16 protein-coding genes are annotated in these 17,079 nt (G+C 72.6%); 2 read left to right on the top strand and 14 right to left on the bottom strand.

The window, feature by feature from the left end; translation table 11 throughout:
- Positions 1-47 precede the first annotated feature (47 nt).
- The 9 genes from IEY91_RS06355 to IEY91_RS06315 all read right to left on the bottom strand — a co-directional run bounded on the left by IEY91_RS06355 (position 48) and on the right by IEY91_RS06315 (position 10,210).
- Positions 48-1,070 (bottom strand): FecCD family ABC transporter permease, encoded by a 1,023-nt coding sequence (locus tag IEY91_RS06355; RefSeq protein WP_189173186.1) that lies wholly within the window; start codon positions 1,068-1,070, stop codon positions 48-50.
- On the bottom strand, positions 1,067-2,062 hold the full coding sequence (locus tag IEY91_RS06350; protein ID WP_189173185.1) for an ABC transporter substrate-binding protein: 996 nt from the start codon (positions 2,060-2,062) through the stop codon (positions 1,067-1,069). The genes IEY91_RS06355 and IEY91_RS06350 overlap by 4 nt, the downstream gene beginning before the upstream one ends.
- Before the next feature lie 126 nt (positions 2,063-2,188).
- Complete coding sequence (locus IEY91_RS06345) at positions 2,189-3,043, bottom strand: siderophore-interacting protein (protein ID WP_189173184.1); 855 nt, start codon at positions 3,041-3,043, stop codon at positions 2,189-2,191.
- Entirely contained in the window at positions 3,040-3,279 is a 240-nt protein-coding gene (locus tag IEY91_RS06340; RefSeq protein ID WP_189173183.1) for a phosphopantetheine-binding protein, read from the bottom strand. The genes IEY91_RS06345 and IEY91_RS06340 overlap by 4 nt, the downstream gene beginning before the upstream one ends.
- Complete coding sequence (locus tag IEY91_RS06335; RefSeq protein ID WP_306309871.1) at positions 3,276-3,983, bottom strand: isochorismatase family protein; 708 nt, start codon at positions 3,981-3,983, stop codon at positions 3,276-3,278. Before IEY91_RS06335 ends, IEY91_RS06340 begins: the two co-directional genes overlap by 4 nt.
- Positions 3,984-3,988: 5 nt before the next feature.
- Positions 3,989-5,581, bottom strand: coding sequence for a (2,3-dihydroxybenzoyl)adenylate synthase (locus IEY91_RS06330; protein ID WP_189173453.1), 1,593 nt, complete (start codon positions 5,579-5,581; stop codon positions 3,989-3,991).
- 104 nt (positions 5,582-5,685) lie between these two features.
- The gene (locus IEY91_RS06325) at positions 5,686-6,882 is read right to left on the bottom strand and encodes an isochorismate synthase (protein ID WP_189173181.1); all 1,197 of its coding nucleotides are present in this window, start codon (positions 6,880-6,882) and stop codon (positions 5,686-5,688) included.
- Between the two features lie 77 nt (positions 6,883-6,959).
- On the bottom strand, positions 6,960-7,763 hold the full coding sequence (locus tag IEY91_RS06320; protein WP_189173180.1) for a 2,3-dihydro-2,3-dihydroxybenzoate dehydrogenase: 804 nt from the start codon (positions 7,761-7,763) through the stop codon (positions 6,960-6,962).
- Positions 7,764-8,050: 287 nt separating this feature from the next.
- Entirely contained in the window at positions 8,051-10,210 is a 2,160-nt protein-coding gene (locus tag IEY91_RS06315) for a RecQ family ATP-dependent DNA helicase (RefSeq protein ID WP_189173179.1), read from the bottom strand.
- Between the two features lie 310 nt (positions 10,211-10,520).
- Here IEY91_RS06315 and IEY91_RS06310 point away from each other — a divergent pair, with 310 nt between their 5' ends.
- Positions 10,521-11,165: a hypothetical protein gene (locus IEY91_RS06310; protein ID WP_164319706.1), complete on the top strand. Its 645-nt coding sequence runs from the start codon at positions 10,521-10,523 to the stop codon at positions 11,163-11,165.
- A gap of 289 nt (positions 11,166-11,454) precedes the next feature.
- Here the strand turns inward: IEY91_RS06310 and IEY91_RS06305 are convergent, their stop codons facing one another.
- The 3 genes from IEY91_RS06305 to IEY91_RS06295 form a co-directional block, all read right to left on the bottom strand.
- Complete coding sequence (locus IEY91_RS06305) at positions 11,455-12,141, bottom strand: hypothetical protein (RefSeq protein WP_164319708.1); 687 nt, start codon at positions 12,139-12,141, stop codon at positions 11,455-11,457.
- A gap of 77 nt (positions 12,142-12,218) precedes the next feature.
- On the bottom strand, positions 12,219-12,920 hold the full coding sequence (rnhB, locus tag IEY91_RS06300; RefSeq protein WP_164319710.1) for a ribonuclease HII: 702 nt from the start codon (positions 12,918-12,920) through the stop codon (positions 12,219-12,221).
- Positions 12,921-12,992: 72 nt separating this feature from the next.
- Positions 12,993-13,607: a TetR/AcrR family transcriptional regulator gene (locus IEY91_RS06295; RefSeq protein WP_164319712.1), complete on the bottom strand. Its 615-nt coding sequence runs from the start codon at positions 13,605-13,607 to the stop codon at positions 12,993-12,995.
- Between the two features lie 126 nt (positions 13,608-13,733).
- Here IEY91_RS06295 and IEY91_RS06290 point away from each other — a divergent pair, with 126 nt between their 5' ends.
- On the top strand, positions 13,734-15,290 hold the full coding sequence (locus IEY91_RS06290; protein ID WP_164319713.1) for an MFS transporter: 1,557 nt from the start codon (positions 13,734-13,736) through the stop codon (positions 15,288-15,290).
- 117 nt (positions 15,291-15,407) lie between these two features.
- Here IEY91_RS06290 and IEY91_RS06285 read toward each other — a convergent pair whose 3' ends face one another.
- Together IEY91_RS06285 and IEY91_RS06280 are read right to left on the bottom strand one after the other, a co-directional pair.
- A complete protein-coding gene (locus IEY91_RS06285; protein ID WP_189173178.1) occupies positions 15,408-16,316 on the bottom strand; it encodes an ADP-ribosylglycohydrolase family protein in 909 nt (302 codons plus the stop codon).
- Between the two features lie 12 nt (positions 16,317-16,328).
- On the bottom strand, positions 16,329-16,988 hold the full coding sequence (locus tag IEY91_RS06280; protein ID WP_164319717.1) for a histidine phosphatase family protein: 660 nt from the start codon (positions 16,986-16,988) through the stop codon (positions 16,329-16,331).
- Between the last annotated feature and the right edge of the window lie 91 nt (positions 16,989-17,079).

Genomic DNA, 17,079 nt, shown 5'->3' with positions numbered 1-17,079 from the left:
CCGGCGTTCGACGCGCCAGCCGCCCAGGCCGGCCAACTTGAGTGTGCTCACAGCGACCCCGCCCCATAGCGGCGCACGGCCCAGATCAGCATGGGTCCGCCGAGGAACGCGGTCACGACGGCCACCGGCACCTCACCGGTGGGCAGCAGCACTCGCGACCCCATGTCGGCGACCAGCAGCACGATCGGGCCGAGCACCATCGTGTAGAGAATCAGCCAGGGCACCGATCCGGCCGCGGGCTTGCGGACCAGGTGCGGCACCATCAGGCCGACGAACAGGATCGGTCCGGCCACCGCGGTCGCCGCCCCGCTGAGCACGGTGATCAGTACGAGCGCCATGGCGCGCACCCGGCCGACGCCCGCGCCGAGGGTGTGCGCGACGGTCTCGCCGAGGGCGAGGGCGTTGAGGGCCCGGCTCAGCAGCAGCGCTCCGACCAGGCACACCGCGATCGCCGTCAACGGCCAAGCGAGCGGCGCCTGTTCGCGGGCCGCGAGGGACCCGACCGACCAGAAGCGGTACGCGTCGAACGTATCGGGGAGCATCAGCCGCATGCCGAGCGCGACACCGCTGAGCACCGCCGTCAGCGCCACGCCGGTCAGCACCAGGCGCAGCGGCGAGCGCCGCCCGACCGCGGCCACGAGGAGCGCCGCGAGCACCGAGCCGACGACCGCGGAGCCGAGCTGGCCCGCCTGCCCGGCGGCGAAGCCGAGCCCCGACCCGAGGGTGATGGCGAACCCGGCGCCCGCGGTGACCCCGAGGATGCCGGGCTCGGCCAGCGGGTTGCGGGCAAGGGTCTGGATCAGCGCGCCCGACACCGCGAGGGCGGCGCCCACCGCGACGGCGAGCAGCGCGCGGGGCGCCCGGACGTCGCGCACGATCACGTGGTCGTCGGTGCCCTGGTAGTCGAGCAGGGCGCGCACGACCTCGGTCGGCGAGATCGAGCGCGCGCCGACGCCGATGCTGACCACGGCGACCGCCGCGAGCAGCACGAGCCCGCCGACGAGCAGGCCGATCTGTGGCGCGGCCCGCCTCTCTCCCGCCGCCTCGGACGTGCGGCCTGCGACGGTCACCGGTTCAGCAGCGGCGCGAACGACTTGTCGATCGCGTCCAGGGTCTGCATGCCCGACCCGTAGGTCGCGGCCTCGGTGTAGCGGATCGGGAAGGTCTTCTTCGCCTTGACGGCGGGCAGGTTCTTCCACAGCTTCGAGTCCATGACGTACTTCACCGGCTCGGGGACGCTGCCGTCGGGGTTGACGGAGTACGTGATGGCGTCGGCCTTGCCGAGCGACTCGGGGAGTTCCTCGAGGGAGGGGTACTCACTGACGGCGCGCGAGCCGGGACCCTTCTTCTTGACCTTGCCGTAGTACTTCGCGCCCGCGTCCTCGGCGATGTTCGTGCCCCAGGAGCTGCCGAACTCGCGCTGGAAGGTGCCCTTGGCGGTCTCGCCGTACGCGCCGACGTGGCCCATCTTGAGCTGGGGCAGCACGTCCTTGTACTTCTCGGCCAGCTTGGCGGCCTTGGCCTCGTACTTCGCCTTGACGGCGTCGAACTGCTTGAGCGAGCCCGCGGCGTCGGCCTGCTTGTGGGACAGCTCGCGCCACGCGGACGGCACGGTCGGGCCGATCGCCACCACGGGGGCGATGGACTCGAGGCGCTTCACGTCGATGTCGCCGAGCACCGGGGCGGGCACGCCGATGACGATGAGGTCGGGCTCGGCCTCGGCGACGGCCTCGTAGTTGGTCTCCGTCGCCAGCTCGCCCGCCACCTTCGGGACCTTCTTGTACGTGGCGAGGTCCTTCTTGCTCATCATCGACTCGCCGCGCTTCCACGACGAGATCCCGACCAGCGGCGCGTGCGCCTCGATCATGACGGGCACGGCGTAGCCGGTGGCCACCACGCGCTGGGGGTCGGCCGGGATCTTGATCTTGCCGTTGTCCGCGGCGAACACCCGGGTCCCACCCTTCCCGGAGGAGTCCGACTTGCTGTCGGACGACCCGCATCCGGTCAGAGCCAGGGCCAGCGCCACGGCGCCGACGAGGCCCGAGGATCTGCGTAGGGACATGTGATGCTCCTTGTTGGTTGCTCTTTGTTCTTCGGGTACGCCGCGCTGTGTTGTGTACGGCGCTGTCTCACGTACGGCACGCACGGCACGTACGGCACGCACGGCCCGTCCGTCCGCCGGACGGGGTCAGTGGTCCTCGTCGAAGTCGGCGACGCCGCGCTTCCAGTAGCCGGTGATGTCGTGGTCGGCCTTCTCCAGGCGCAGTTCGTCGCGGACCCAGCGGCGCAGCGGCTTGAGCTGGCCCGCCTCGCCGGCGGCCCACACGTACACCCGCTCGTTCTCGGGCACGATCACCGCGGTCACGGCTCGCGCCAGCTCGTCGCCGGTGCCGGCCGGGCGGTCGCCGCGGTGCAGCCAGCGCACCTCGACGCCGTCGGGCGCGGACAGTTCGATCTCCTCCGCCGCGTCGGCGACCTCGATGAAGGCCCAGCCGCGCGCGTTGCGCGGCAGTTCCTCCAGCCAACGGGCGATCGCGGGCAGCGCCGTGATGTCGCCGGCCAGCACATAACGGTCGTACGCGTGCGGGACGATCAGCCCGCCGGGCGGGCCCGCGAGGTGCATCACGGCGCCCGGCTCGACGGCGCGCGCCCAGTCCGAGGCGAGTCCGCCGTCGTGCAGGGCGAAGTCGATGTCGATCTCGGCGGCGGCGGGGTCGTAGCGGCGCACGGTGTACTCACGCGAGGTGCCCGCGGGGCGCGGCCAGCGCAGCATCGTGCCGTTCGGCTCGGGAAGGCGCAGCGATCCGTCCGGCTCGGGGAAGATCAGCTTCACGTGCTCGTCGGGCGCGTGCGCCTCGAAGCCCTCGGTACCGGACCCGCCGAGGGTCACCCGCAGCAGTCCGGTGCCGACCATGGCGGTGCGTACGACCTCGGTCTCGCGGATGCCGATGGGGTAGCCCACCTTCTCGGGCTCGCGGCCCGCGCGGACCTCCGCGATCCGCTCCAGGTGCCGGTGCCGGTGCCGGTGGTCGACCAGGCTCATGCGGTGCCTCCGGTCAACAGCGCCGTCCAGTGAGCCAGTTCGGGCTGCTCGGCCAGGTCGGGGAACTCCAGGTCCGCGGCTCCGCCGGAGCGCCAGCGCTCGACCAGGGTCATGATCCGTACGGAGTCCAGGCCGAGGTCGAAGAGGTTGTCGTCGGGCGCGATCTCGGCGGGATCGCAGCCGAGCAGCTCCGCGACGTCGGCGCGGACGCGCTCGGGCGACAGGGTCTGGCTCATCGGACGGCTCCTGCGGAGGTGGGGGTGGGGGTGGGCGCGGAGGACCCGGACTGGACGGACGACCCGGCGAGCGCGGTCAGCGCGTCGGCGGTGGTGGTCACCACTCCGCAGCGCTCGGCTACGTACGCACACGCCTGGTCGTGGCGCTCGCGCGAGAAGTCGGCCACCGCGTCCGCCAGCAGGAACGGCTGCACGTCGCGCATGAACGCCTCGACGGCCGTGGCCTGGAGGCCGATGTGCGCGTACACGCCGGTGATCAGCAGCTGGTCGCGGCCGAGCGCGGCCAACCGCTCGGCGAACGTGCTGCGTTGGAACGCGCTGTAGCGCCACTTGACGAGCACGGTGTCGGTCTCGGCGGGGGCGAGCGCGTCGACGATGTCCGCGGCCTGCGGGTCGGTGTCGATCACCGCGCCGATGCCGTCGCCCCAGAACTCGGTGAGCAGCCCGCGGTCCGCGGGGTCCTGCCTGCCGGGCTGCGCGGTGTAGAACACCGGGACGCCGCGCTCGCGGGCCGCCTCGGCGAGGCGCGCGATGTTCGCGGTCGCCTCGGGCACCGGCGCCCCGGCGTACGGCGCCAGGAAGTACCGCTGCATGTCGTGCACCAGCAGCGCCGCGCGGGCCGGATCGGGCCGCCAGTCGACCCGTCCCGCGGGCAACTCGGCAGCCGCGGGCAGCGGATAGGGCCGGATCTCGGGCAGGGACACTCTCATCACTCCTTCCGAGCGAGCGCGGCCAGGGCCGCCCTCAGCTCGCGCTTGCTGGTCTTGCCGACACCGGTCACCGGGAACTGTTCGACGACCTCGACGAGGTCCGGCACCTTGAACGCGGCCACGCCGCGCTCGCGCACGAACTTGCGCAGCTCGGGACCGGTGGGCGAGGCGCCCGCGGCGGGCACGACGTAGGCGCAGGTCCGCTCGCCCAGATACGGGTCGGGGACGGCGACGACGGCGGCGTCTAGCACACTCTGATGGGCCATCAGATGGTTCTCGACCTCCTCGGCGGCGACCTTCTCGCCGCCCCGGTTGATCTGCTCCTTGGCCCGGCCGACGACCTCCAACTGCCCGCCGGGCATACGGCGTACGAGGTCGCCGGTGCGGTAGAAGCCGTCCGGGGTGAACGCGGTGGCGTTGTGCTCCGCGGCCCGGTAGTAGCCGCGGATCGTGTACGGCCCTCGGGTCAGCAGGGCGCCCGTCTCCCCCGGTGCCACGTCGGCGTCGGTCTCCGGGTCGACGACGCGGATCTCGTCGTCCGGCGAGATGGGGCGGCCCTGCGTGCCGAGCACGATCTCCTCGGGGTCGTCCAGGCGGGTGTAGCAGACGAGCCCTTCGGCCATCCCGAACACCTGCTGCAACTGGCAGCCCAGCGCCGGGCCGATCCGTTCGGCCAGCTCCCGCCCGCACTTGGCGCCCCCGACCAGCAGGACCTCAAGAGAGGAGAGATCACGGTCGGTACGCGCCGCGGCCTGCACCCACGCGGCGGCCAGCGGCGGCACCACCCCGGTGATCGTGACGCCTTCGGCCTCGATCAGCCGGAACGCGGTGTCCGCGTCCGGCCGCGGCGCCATGACGACGGCCGCGCCCGCGTGCAGCGCGCCGAGGACACCCGGCGAGCTGAGCGGGTAGTTGTGCGACACGGGCAGGGCGGCCAGGTAGACGCTGTCCGGGCGAAGGCCGCAGATCCGCGCGCTCTCCCGGACGCTGTAGAGGTAGTCGTCGTGGGTGCGCGGGATCAGCTTCGGCAAGCCGGTGCTCCCGCCGGAGAGCTGCAGGAACGCCACGCCCTCCGGGTCGGGGTCCGGCAGCTCGCGCGGCGCCGTCGCGGCCAGTTCGTCGAACTCCGGCGACCCGACGACCAGCACCTGTCGTACGGAGTCCACTTCGGACGCGACGGCGCGTGCGGTCCCGGCGTGGTCGTGCCGTTCGTGCTCGCCGACGGTGATGATCGCGGCGGCCTCGCTGTGCTCGGCGAAGTGCCGCAGCTCGCTGTGCCGGTGCGCGGGCAGCGCGAACACGGGCAGGACACCCGCGCGCCACATCCCGAACACCACGGACAGGAACTCGGGGATGTTGGGCAGTTGCAGCACGACCCGGTCGCCGGGCGCGAGCCCGGAGTTGACGAGTCCCGCCGCGATCCGGTGCGCCCGCTCGTCGAGTTCGGCGTACGTCCACCGCGTGTCCCCGCCGACGACGGCGGTCCGGTCGGCGTACGCGGCGGTCAGCGAGGTGAGCAGCGCGCCGAAGGTCTGCCCGCGCCAGTGGCCGGCGGCGCGGTGGCGCGCGGCGACCTGCGGGGGCCAGAGCACGTGGAGTCCGTGGTTCGCGCTGTGGGGTCCGTGGTCGGCACCGTGGAGTTCGTGGCGCGCGCTGTGCAGTCCATGGTCCGCGCCGTGGGGTCCGTGGTTTGCGCTCACGCCACGCCCTCCGCACCCAGGGCACGCAGCAGCGTACGGAACTTGGCGCCCGTCTCGGCCACTTCGGCGTCGGGGTCCGAGCCCTCGACGATCCCGGCCCCGGCGAACAGCCGCACCGTCCGGTCGCACACCTCGGCGCTGCGGATCGTCACCGCCCACTCGCCGTCGCCGTCGAGACCGGTCCAGCCGACCATGCCCGCGAAGTAGCCGCGCTCCTCCGGCTCCAGGTCCGCGATGGCCGCGAGCGCCCCGGCCTCCGGCACGCCGCACACCGCGGGCGTCGGGTGCAGCGCCTCGGCGAGGCCGAGCGCCGAGCAGGCGGGGTCGGCCGGGTCCGCGAGGCGTCCGGTGATCCGCGTCGACAGGTGCCACATCGTCGGCGTACCGATCACCTCGGGCCCCTCGGGCACCTCCAGGTCGACGCAGAACTTGCCGAGCACCTCGGCCACTTGGGCCGCGGTGTGGGCGTGTTCGCCGAGGTCCTTGGCCGAGTCGCGCAGCCGCGCGATCCGCTCGCGGTCGACGGCCTCGTCGCCCGACCGGGGGGCCGAGCCCGCCAGCGGGTTGGCCACGACGGTCGCGCCGCGCCGGGACACGAGGAGTTCGGGACTGGCGCCGACCAGGGTGCGCGGGGCGGGGTCGCCGGGCGCGGTGACGTCGACGGCGAAGGCGTACGCCGCCGGGTCCGCCCGCACGAGGCGGGCGAGCAGCGCGGGCACCCACACCGGGGTGTCGGCGGTCAGCTCCAGGCCGCGGGCCAGGACGACCTTGCTCAGGTCGCCGCGGCCGATCAACTCCAGTGCGCGGCGGACGCTTTCGGCGTAGCGCGCGGGTTCGGGGCGTGGCGTGACCGTCCACGACGTGCCGTGCTCCGCGTCGGGGGCGCGCACGCCGGCGGGGGCGTCGGCGCGCCGCACCACGGAGGGCACCACCAGGCCGGTCTCCGCCGCCGGGTGGAAGCCGACGGCTCCGGCGACGACGGGCTCGGGCACGCCCGCCGCGGCGGCCGCGCGGAGCGCCTCGGCCACGGCCTGGGCCTGTGCCCCGCCCGTGGCCCGGACCCGGGAGTGCACGCCGTCGGCGAGCAGCGTCCCCCCGGTCGAGGAGAAGTAGAACGAGCCGGGCAGATAGGCGGCCAGCAGGTCGGCCGCCCGGTGCACGGGTCTCGGCCGCACCAGCGCGGATATGGACACGTCAGGGATTCCTTTCTCAGGCGCGCGGTCGCGCCTCGGGCGCACGGGGTCGGCGGCGCCGGGCGCGGGGTCGCGTCTCAGGCGCGCAGGGTCGCGCCGCCGTCGACGAAGAGGTTCTGCATGGTGATGTGCCGGGCCCGGTCGGAGGCCAGGAACAGCACGGCGTCCGCGATGTCGGCGGGATCTGCGATGCGGCCGAGGGGAATGCCCACCCGGAACTGTTCGGGGGTGCCTTCGAGCACCCGCGCGAGGTCGGCGCCTTCCGTCTCACCCGTCCACAACTGACGCTGCATCGGGGTGTCGGTCGAGCCGGGCGAGACCACGTTGCACCGGATGCCGTGCTGCGCCACTTCGAGTCCGAGGCAGCGGGTGAGCATGACGGTGGCGGCCTTGGACGCGGCGTACGCGCCCATGCCGGTGCGGGGTACACCCGCGGCGTTGGAGGCGACGGTCACGAGGGACCCGCTGCCGCGCGGCACCATCCGGCGGGCGAGTTCGCGCAGGACGAAGAACACCCCCGTGGTGTTGACGGCGAAGGTGTCCGACCAGTCCTTGTCGGTGGTCTCGCACAGCGTTCCCGGCCGCAGGATGCCCGCCACGGACACGCCGGTCGCGACCGGGCCGATGTCACGCTCGGTCTTGTCGACGACGTCGGCGATCGCGGCGGCGTCCGCCACGTCGGCGACGAAGGGGACGACTCGCCCCTTCGAGCGGTCCGCGAGTTCCGCGAGACCGTCCGCGTCGATGTCGACGGCGGCGACGGTGGCGCCTTCGCGGACGAGTCCGTCGACCACGGCGGCGCCGATTCCACGGGCCGCACCGGTGACCAGCGCGACCGGGCCCGAGCCTGAACCCGAGCCTTCCTCATCCCGGGCAAACACGCTTCCCCCCTCGCTCGGTTAAGTAAGGCTAACCTAACTAGAGCATGGGGAGATATGCAAGCGGGCTATGCGTTGCATGACTGTGCGACATATGACGCCGCTTCAAGCCTTCGGCGGCAACGGGCAGTTGGGGCACGACCGTCGGATTTCACCGCCTCCTGGGCCTCGGATCCGACCCGTGAGCGGGCATGGCTGAGCGGGGCCCCTCACCTGCGGAAGGACCCCTTACGTGGGGAAACTCGGCGTCGGCCGTGTGAGCAGGCTCGGCACCCGCCACACGGGAAGGCTCAGCCCGCCGCCGCGAGCACCAGCGGAAGCACCCCGTCGCCGCCCGCCCGCCGCAGTAGCCGCGCGGCGACCGCGAGCGTCCATCCGGAGTCCGTGTAGTCGTCCACGAGCAGAACTGGACCGGCGGCACCGGCAAGCGCGGCGGCCAGCTCGTCGGAGACGGCGAACACCCCGGACAGTGCCCTCAGGCGCTGGGCGGAGTTGCTGCGGCGTGCCGCGTGCGCGCCGTCCGGTCCGGTGTACGTCAGGGTCCCGAGGAAGGGCAGGCGGCCGACGCTCGCGATTCCCTCGGCGAGGGAACCGACCAGCTGCGGGCGGGCCAGGGACGGCACGGCGACGACTCCGACCGGCCGCGCGGCGGCGTCCTGGGCGCCCGAAGCCCAACCTCCCGGGGAGCGCGCCCAGTCGGCGAGGACCGCCACCGCGGCGCGCAGCACCTCGTCGGGGACCGGCCCGTCGGGCGCGTTCTCGGCGAGCAGCGGGCGCAGCCGGTTGCCCCAGCCGATGTCCGAGAGCCGCCCCAGGGCACGCCCGGTGGAGCACTGCTCCCGGGCGGGGATGCGCCCCTTGAGGTCGATGCCCAGGGCGGGCATGCCCGTGGGCCACATCCGGCGCGGCTCGATCTCCACTCCCGGGCGGTCCAGTTCCTTCGCCGCCGCCGTCAGCGTCTGCTCGGACACGGAGGCGTCGACCCAGGCGCCCGCGCAGTTGTCGCAGCGCCCGCACGGGGCCGCGCCCTCGTCGTCGAGCTGGCGGCGCAGGAACTCCATCCGGCACCCGTCCGCGCTCACGTAGTCGCGCATGGCCTGCTGCTCGGCGGCCCGCTGCCGCGCCACCCACGCGTACCGCTCCGTGTCGTACACCCAGGGCTGCCCGGTGGCGGTCCAGCCGCCCTTGACCCGCTTGACCGCGCCGTCGACGTCGAGGACCTTCAGCATCGTCTCCAGGCGGCTGCGCCGAAGCTCCACCGCCGCCTCCAGGGCGGGCACGGACAGCGGCCGCCCCGCGTCCGCGAGGGCGGCGAGCGTCTGGCGGACCTGGGTCTCGGGCGGGAAGGCCGTATCGGCGAAGTAGCGCCAGATCGCCTCGTCCTCCTTGCCGGGGAGCAGAACCACGTCGGCGTGCTCGACGCCGCGCCCCGCGCGGCCCACCTGCTGGTAGTACGCGATCGGCGAGGACGGCGAGCCCAGGTGGAGCACGAAGCCCAGGTCCGGCTTGTCGAAGCCCATGCCGAGCGCGGACGTGGCGACCAGCGCCTTGACCCGGTTGGCGAGCAGGTCCTCCTCGGCCTGCAGCCGGTCCGCGTTCTCCGTGCGCCCGGTGTAGGAGGACACGGGGAAGCCGCGCTGGCGCAGGTAGGCGGTGGCCTCCTCGGCCGCGGCCACCGTGAGCGTGTAGATGATCCCCGAGCCCTGCAGTTCGTCCAGATGCTCCGCGAGCCAGGCGAGGCGATGCGCGGCGTCGGGCAGCCGGACCACGCCGAGGCGCAGGCTCTCCCGGTCCAGGGCGCCCCGCAGCACAAGCGCCTCCCCGGCGCCCGTGCCCAGCTGCTCGGCCACGTCCGCCGTCACCCGCGCGTTCGCCGTCGCCGTCGTGGCGAGGACCGGCACACCGGGGGCGAGGTCGGCGAGCATCGCCCGCAGCCTGCGGTAGTCGGGGCGGAAGTCGTGTCCCCAGTCGGAGATGCAGTGCGCCTCGTCGACCACGAGGAGACCGGTCGTGGCCGCGAGCTTGGGCAGCAACTGCTCGCGGAAGTCCACCGAGTTGAGCCGCTCCGGGCTCACGAGGAGGACGTCGGTCTCGCCGCGCTCCACCTCCTCGTAGATGGTGTCCCACTCCTCCGGGTTCGCCGAGTTGATGGTGCGCGCCTTGATTCCGGCGCGGTCCGCCGCCTCCACCTGGTTGCGCATCAGCGCGAGCAGCGGCGAGACGATCACCGTCGGCCCGGAGCCGCGCCGCCGCAGCAGAGCGGTGGCGACGAAGTACACCGCCGACTTGCCCCAGCCCGTCCGCTGCACCACAAGCGCCCGCCGCCGGTCGTTGACCAGGGCCGACACCGCCTGCCACTGGTCCTCCCGCAGCCGCGCGGAACCTCCCGGGTCGCCGACCAGCTCGGCGAGGATCGTGTCGGCCTCGGTGCGCAGCTCCAGATCGTCCATGCCCCCATGCAACCCGATGGCACTGACAATCGGCGAACCCACCCGCTCAAGGGAGTGTTACCGCTGGTCCCGGCCGTACTGGCGGGAAACGGGCTTGGGCGAGGGGCCCGCTGGGCAGGGATATGCGAGACGTATCACCGGATACGGGGCGACGGCTGCAATTGCTCGTTGCCGCAAGCCAGTACGACGGGAAGAATTGGAAGCGCTCCCGCGCGGCTCCCGTGGTCCGGTAGGGCCGGCAAGGCTGTGCCGCGGTGCGCCCCAGTCCGACGCCGCCCCCCTTCGGGGGCGTGTAGCCGAAGGGAGGATCGTGACCTTCGGATTCACTCCGTCCGACGCGGCGTCGACGCCGGATCCATCGGCCGTCACGGCGATACCCGATTCCGGTCAGCCGCTCACCCGCATGCTCGAACCCGCCGAGTGGTCGACCGCCGAGATCCCACTGCTCCGCAATCCGCGCGAGGTGGTGAGCGGTCTGCACGCCCGGCACCGGCCGGCTCCCGCCACGGCGGTCGTGGCCGTCCTCGACCAGGAGGAGCGGGTCACGGCGTCCGCTTCGTTCGCGCGCCGTGCCGGCGTGGCCGACGGCTGGGTGTTCCGCAACGCCCTGCTCGCGCAGTTGCGCCGCGTCATCCCGCACGATCTGCGCCGCCGCACCCCGGTGCGTACGGCCGTGCTGCTCTACTGCCGCGACGGCGACGGCCGTTGGACCCAGGAGGACGGCGCGTGGATGTGGGGCCTGCGGGACGCGTGCACGCTGCACGGGCTGCGCTGCGGGGCGTACATCACCCTGACCCGGGAGGGCTGGCAGGTGCTCGGCGAGGGGCGCGGGGGCCGGCGGCCGAGCACCGGCTCGCGCCCTGAGGACCTCTCCGCGGCCGATCCCGCTCCGCCTCCGGCGCCGCGCATGGGTGGTGCGGCGTCCGAGTTGTTACGTCGCGTCTCCGCCCGCTGACACCAGGTACGGGGCACTCGATGACACCAGGTACGGGGCACCCGAGCACCGAGCCACCGACGACGTCACCCGCGCCGCATCGGCCTCATGCGTCACGTAAGCCGCACGCGTCACAGACACGCGCGCACCGCACCGCACGACACCGCGCACGGCACCGAGCCACCGGCGCGCACCGAGCCACCGCGCACGCCCACCGCCGTGGCGCCCCGCACCCACCCGCGACCGAGCGCGAGGTGCCACGCGCCGCCGCGACACATCGGCGTCGCGGCGTGCCCGCCGGGCGTGGGCGTCAGACGCCCGCGCCCAGCATCGCGTTGATGCGCTGCGGGTCGCCGCAGACGACCAGCAGGGCTCCGGCCCGGGTGAGCGCCGTCGGCAGGGCCGCCACGGCGGCCTCCTCGCTGCCGCCGTTCAGGGCCACGACGACCACAGGACGGGCGGCGGCGCGGGACAGCGCGGCGGCGTCGGCGTAGAAGACGTCGTCGCCCGCGTCGTGCTGGGCCCAGTAGGCGTCCTCGCCGAAGGACAGCTCGTGCGTGGCCCACGGGTGGAGTTCGCCCGTGGTGATCACCAGGACGTCACCGGGACCGCGGCCCGAGTCGAGCAGCAGGTCGACGGCCTCCTCGGCCGCGTCCAGCGCGCCCTCGACGGAAGCCGGGATCAGCTGGATCTGCGGGACCGCGGCGGCGGCGCCGGTGGTGACGGCGTCGTTGGCGGAAGCTTCGGGGACAGCCGGAGCCGTCGGCTCCGGCTTGGCGGCCTGGGCGGTGAGCCCGGGCTTGACGGCCGGTTCGCGGGTCGCGCGCTGCGCGGCCGGCATCGGCCGTGCGGGACCGGGACGTCCTGGCCGCGGCGGCGCCGCGGGACGCGGGCCGGGTACGGGGCGGGGGGTCGGCGCGGTGCGGCCACTGGCCGGCGTGGCGCGGGGACCCTGGGCACTCTCGTGAATCTGAGGCTCCTCGGGAATGAGAGGCATGCGTTGTTGTCTATCAAACGCCGACGCGACACGCGTCGGCGGGTGGCACGTAAGTGCGACCGGAACTGCGGAAAACATCAGAAGTCAAAGCCGAGCTGGCCCTCGATTTCCGGAACGTTTCCCTCCGCCCAGGCGCGGGCTTTCTTGAGATGCCGCCACTGGGGCAGCGCATCAAGATACGCCCACGTAAGCCGGTGGAAGGGAGTGGGTCCCCGTTCCGCCAGCGCGGCCTTGTGCACCGGCGACGGATAACCGGCGTTGGCCGCAAAACCGAAGTCTGCATGTTCGATGCCCAGTTCGGCCATCATTTTGTCGCGCCGAACCTTGGCGATCACCGACGCCGCGGCGACGGCCACGCAGGACTGGTCGCCCTTGATGACCGTACGGACCCGCCACGGCGCCCCGAGATAGTCGTGCTTCCCGTCGAGGATGACCGCTTCCGGACGGACCGGCAGGGCCTCCAGGGCACGGCAGGCGGCGAGCCGCAGCGCGGCCGTCATGCCCAGGTCGTCGATCTCCTCGTGCGAGGCGTGCCCCAGGGCGTGCGCCGTGACCCAGCCCTCCAGCTCCTCGGCGAGCTCGGCCCGCCTCTTGGGGCTGATCAGCTTGGAGTCGGTGAGTCCGGCGGGCGGCCTGCGCAGTCCCGTCACCGCCGCACAGACGGTGACCGGTCCCGCCCACGCTCCGCGTCCGACTTCGTCGACACCGGCGACGATCTTCGCTCCGGTGGTGGCGCGCAGGGAGCGCTCGACGGTGTGGGTGGGTGGTTCGTACGGCATGGCGCCATCAGCGTACGCCGCCGATGACCACTGGCGACACCCCGGTCGCCGCGCGCCGACCCGGCGCACGCCTCACGGGCGCAGCAACGGCATCATGACCTGGTCGATGAGGTCGATGAATTCCTCGTCCGGCCATTCGCTCCCGCACACCTTGGAGCGATACATCATCATCGCCGGAATCACATCGCAGACGTACTGGTCCGTCGCTCCGGAACGCACCTCTCCGCGCTCCATTCCACGCCGCATGACCTGCCTGATGAGTTCCACACTCGGCTCGATGACACCCTCGACGATCACGCCGTGAAAGCGCTCCGCGGTTGCCGTGTCGCACTCGTGAAGAACTGCCATCAGGGCATAGCCGGGCCGTGACGTCATGGCCGCGCGCATCTGTCGGCACAATTGCAGGAGGTCCTCCCGGACACTTCCGCAGTCCGGAACGTCGTCGACCTTCGGCAGGCCCGCCTGCAGGGCATTGACGACGAGGTCCTCCTTCGACGGCCAGCGGCGGTAGACGGCCGCCTTGCCCGTCTGCGCGCCCGCGGCCACGCCCTCCATCGTCAGTCCGCTCCAGCCGACCGTGCTGAGCTGTTCCAGCGCGGACTCGAGGATCGCACGCTCCAGCACGGGCCCCCGACGGCGCGAGGCGACCGCCTGAGCGGAGGCGGACGTCCAACGCGAAGTAACCATCTGCACATCTCCGTTGAGCAATCGAGGTAGCCCCAGTGAACGCTTGCGTTCACTGTCAGGGTGTCACTACCGTAGAGCGCGACAGTGAACGTCTGCGTTCACTAACGCACTTGTGGGGGACCCATAGTGACAACCTCTCAGTTAAAGCAAGATCAAAAGCCAGGCGCGGCCCGCCGCGAAGGGCGCCCCGGTCTGGCGCTCACCATCATCGCCGCCTGCCAACTCATGGTGGTACTGGACGCGACGATTGTGAACATCGCGCTCCCGCACATTCAGGACGCGCTCAAGTTCTCCACGACGGACCTCACTTGGGTCGTGAGTGCGTACACCCTCACCTTCGGCGGCCTGCTGCTTCTCGGCGGCCGTGCCGGTGACATCCTCGGCCGCCGCCGGGTCTTCATGTTCGGCATCCTGCTGTTCACGTTCGCCTCGCTGCTCGGCGGATTCGCCCAGGAGCCCTGGCAGTTGCTGGCGGCGCGCGCCCTCCAGGGCGTCGGTGGCGCGATCGCGTCGCCCACGTCCCTGGCCCTGATCACGACCACGTTCCCCGAAGGCCCCGAGCGGAACCGCGCGTTCGGTGTCTTCGCGGCCGTCTCGGCGGGCGGTGGCGCGATCGGCTTGCTGGCGGGCGGCATGCTCACGGAGTGGCTGGACTGGCGCTGGGTGCTGTTCGTGAACGTACCCATCGGCGTGCTGATCGCCTTCCTCACGCCGCTCTACATCAGCGAGTCCGAGCGCCATCCCGGCCGCTTCGACTTCGTGGGCGCGCTGACCTCGACAGCCGGTATGGCCTCGCTGGTCTACGGCTTCATCAGGGCCTCCGAGGAGGGCTGGCGCGACGGGCTCACGCTCGCCTCGTTCGGCGCGGCGGTCGTCCTCCTTGTGGCCTTCGTGTTCATCGAGAGCCGCGCCAAGGAACCGATCACGCCACTGAAGATGTTCGCCGACCGCAACCGGTCGGGGACGTACGTGATCATGCTCAGCCTGGCCGCGGCGATGTTCGGGATGTTCTTCTTCATCGTTCTCTTCGTCCAGAACGTGTTGAACTACACGCCCATCGAGGCCGGTCTCGCCTTCCTGCCCGTCACGGTCGCGATCGTGATCGGCGCGGGTCTGTCGCAGCGGTTCCTGCCGGTGCTCGGCCCCAAGCCCTTCATGGTGACCGGCTCCGCCATCGTCGCCCTGGGCCTCGGATGGCAGACGTTCATCACCCCGGACAGTTCGTACGCGGGCGGGGTGCTCGGCCCGATGGTGCTCTTCGGCTTCGGCATGGGCCTGAACTTCGTGACGCTCACGCTGACCGCGGTGTCCGGCGTCGCCGTGCACGAGGCGGGCGCCGCGTCGGGCCTGCTCAACGCGACACAGCAGGTGGGCGGGTCGCTCGGCCTGTCCATCCTGACGACGGTGTTCGGCACGGCGAGCCGGGACGAGGCCAAGGACCAGGTCGCGGACTTCATGGCCCACGCCTCCCCGCAGGAGAAGGCCGCCTTCGCCAAGTCCGGCGAGCTACCGGCGCCATGGGGCCACGAGGTGCTCTCCACGGGCATCTCCACGGCCTTCATACCGGCGGTCGCCATGGCCGTACTGGCCCTGATCACGGCCCTGCTCGTGATCCGAGTCCGCAAGAGCGACCTGGACGCCCTCTCCGGTACGGCGAGCGCGGCAGGTCCAGCGGGGGGCTGACGGGGGACGTGTGTGCCGGGCCGTTCGCGACAGCGAGGCCGGCCCGGCACACACGTGGCCACCGCGCGGGGGCGCCCACGCGGGCTCAGGCCCCCGTAAGCGGCGCAAGCGGCAGGCTCAGGCCGACGTGACCGGCACCCAGCCGGGCAGCGGCTCCGTCCGCTCCAGCCACGCGGCCGGCGGCGCCCCACCGGCGCCCGCGGCCACGACTCCGCCCACGATCGCGCAGGTGGTGTCCATGTCGCCGCCCACGCGCACGGTGTCCCAGAAGGCCTGTTCGTACGCGCCGAGGCCACGAGCCGCGGACCACAGCGCGAACGGCACGGTGTCGTGCGCCGTCGTGCGGCGCCCGCACCCCAGGACGGCGGCCACCGTCCCGGCGTCGTCGTAGTCGAGCATGTCCCGCGCGCGGCGCAGGCCCGCGCCCACGGCGCTGCGGGGCACCAGGTCGATGACGCCGTCCAGCAGCGCCTTGGGGGCGGGCGGCCCCGCGGGGTCGGCCGCGAGGGCCGCGGCGGCGGCCACCGCCATGGCGCCGACGACGGCCTCACGGTGCTGGTGCGTCGGGTAGGCCGAGATCTCCGCCTGGTGGGTCGCCTGCTCCGGGTCGTCGGCGTACCAGGCGCCGAGCGGAGCGATCCGCATGGACGCGCCGTTGCCCCAGGACCCCTGCCCCTTGAACAGGGCGGAGGCCAGCTCCCGCCAGTCCCCGCCGTCGCGGATCCGGCCGAGCAGCTGGTTCACGGCGGGGCCGTAGCCCCGGTCGGCGTGGTGGTGCCCGGCGAAGGAGCGGGCCAGGGCGTCCTGGTCGATCCTGCCGTGCCCGGCGAGGACGGACAGGACGGAGCAGGCCATCTCGGTGTCGTCGGTCCAGGGCCAGGGCCCCTCGGGCAGCTCGCGCCGCTTGAGCAGCGGGTAGTGCGCGGGCGTGAAGAACTGGAAGCCCAGCGCGTCTCCCACCGCAAGACCACGCAGGCTGGCGAGGGCGCTCTCAAGGCGCCGGTCTGGAGAGAGGTCAGCGGTCATCGCCCTGTCACCCTATCCGGTGATGCCGTACGGCTCCGGCTCACGCCAGCGCTCGAACGGCCGGTCGAGTGTGTACTTGCCGTCCTCGCCGAGCAGCAGCGTCCGCGACTCGCCGTTGCCCGGGTTGGACAGCGACTCGAAGTCCGCCACCGACCAGTGGAACCAGCGCATGCAGAACAGCCGCATGGTCAGCCCGTGCGTGACGAGCAGGACGTTCGGCGGATGGTCGGGGGCCTCGAAGCTGCGGTACAGGCTCTCCAGGAAGGCGCCGACGCGGTCGTAGACATCGGCACCGGACTCGCCCTGGGCGAAGCGGTAGAAGAAGTGCCCGTAGGCGTCGCGGTAGGCCTTCTGCAGCCTGACGTCGTCCCTGTCCTGCCAGTTTCCCCAGTCCTGCTCCCGCAGCCGCGGCTCCTCCCGCACCCGCACGAGCTCGGGGTCGAGCCGCAGCGCCTGGAAGGTCTCGTGGGTGCGGCGGTACGGCGAGACGTACACGCTCACCCGCTCCCGGCCGAACAGCTCCCGCATCCGCTTGCCGGTCTCCTCGGCCTGGCCCCGGCCCGTCTCGGTGAGGGCGAGAGCGTGGTCGGGCTCGCGTTCGTACACGGTGTCGTCGGCGTTGCCTGCCGATTCGCCGTGCCGGACGAGAACGATGCGCCGCGGTCGTGCCATGGGTCGACCCTAGATCGGCCCCTCCCCCGGCGGCGCAGCCGGGCTCCATCCGGCGTACGCGCCCGGTGAGGCGGCGAGAAGCCCCGCCTCA

The sequence above is a fragment of the Streptomyces lasiicapitis genome, assembly GCF_014646335.1.
GTDB lineage: Bacteria > Actinomycetota > Actinomycetes > Streptomycetales > Streptomycetaceae > Streptomyces > Streptomyces lasiicapitis.
This window is presented reverse-complemented; position numbering and strand designations above follow the sequence as displayed.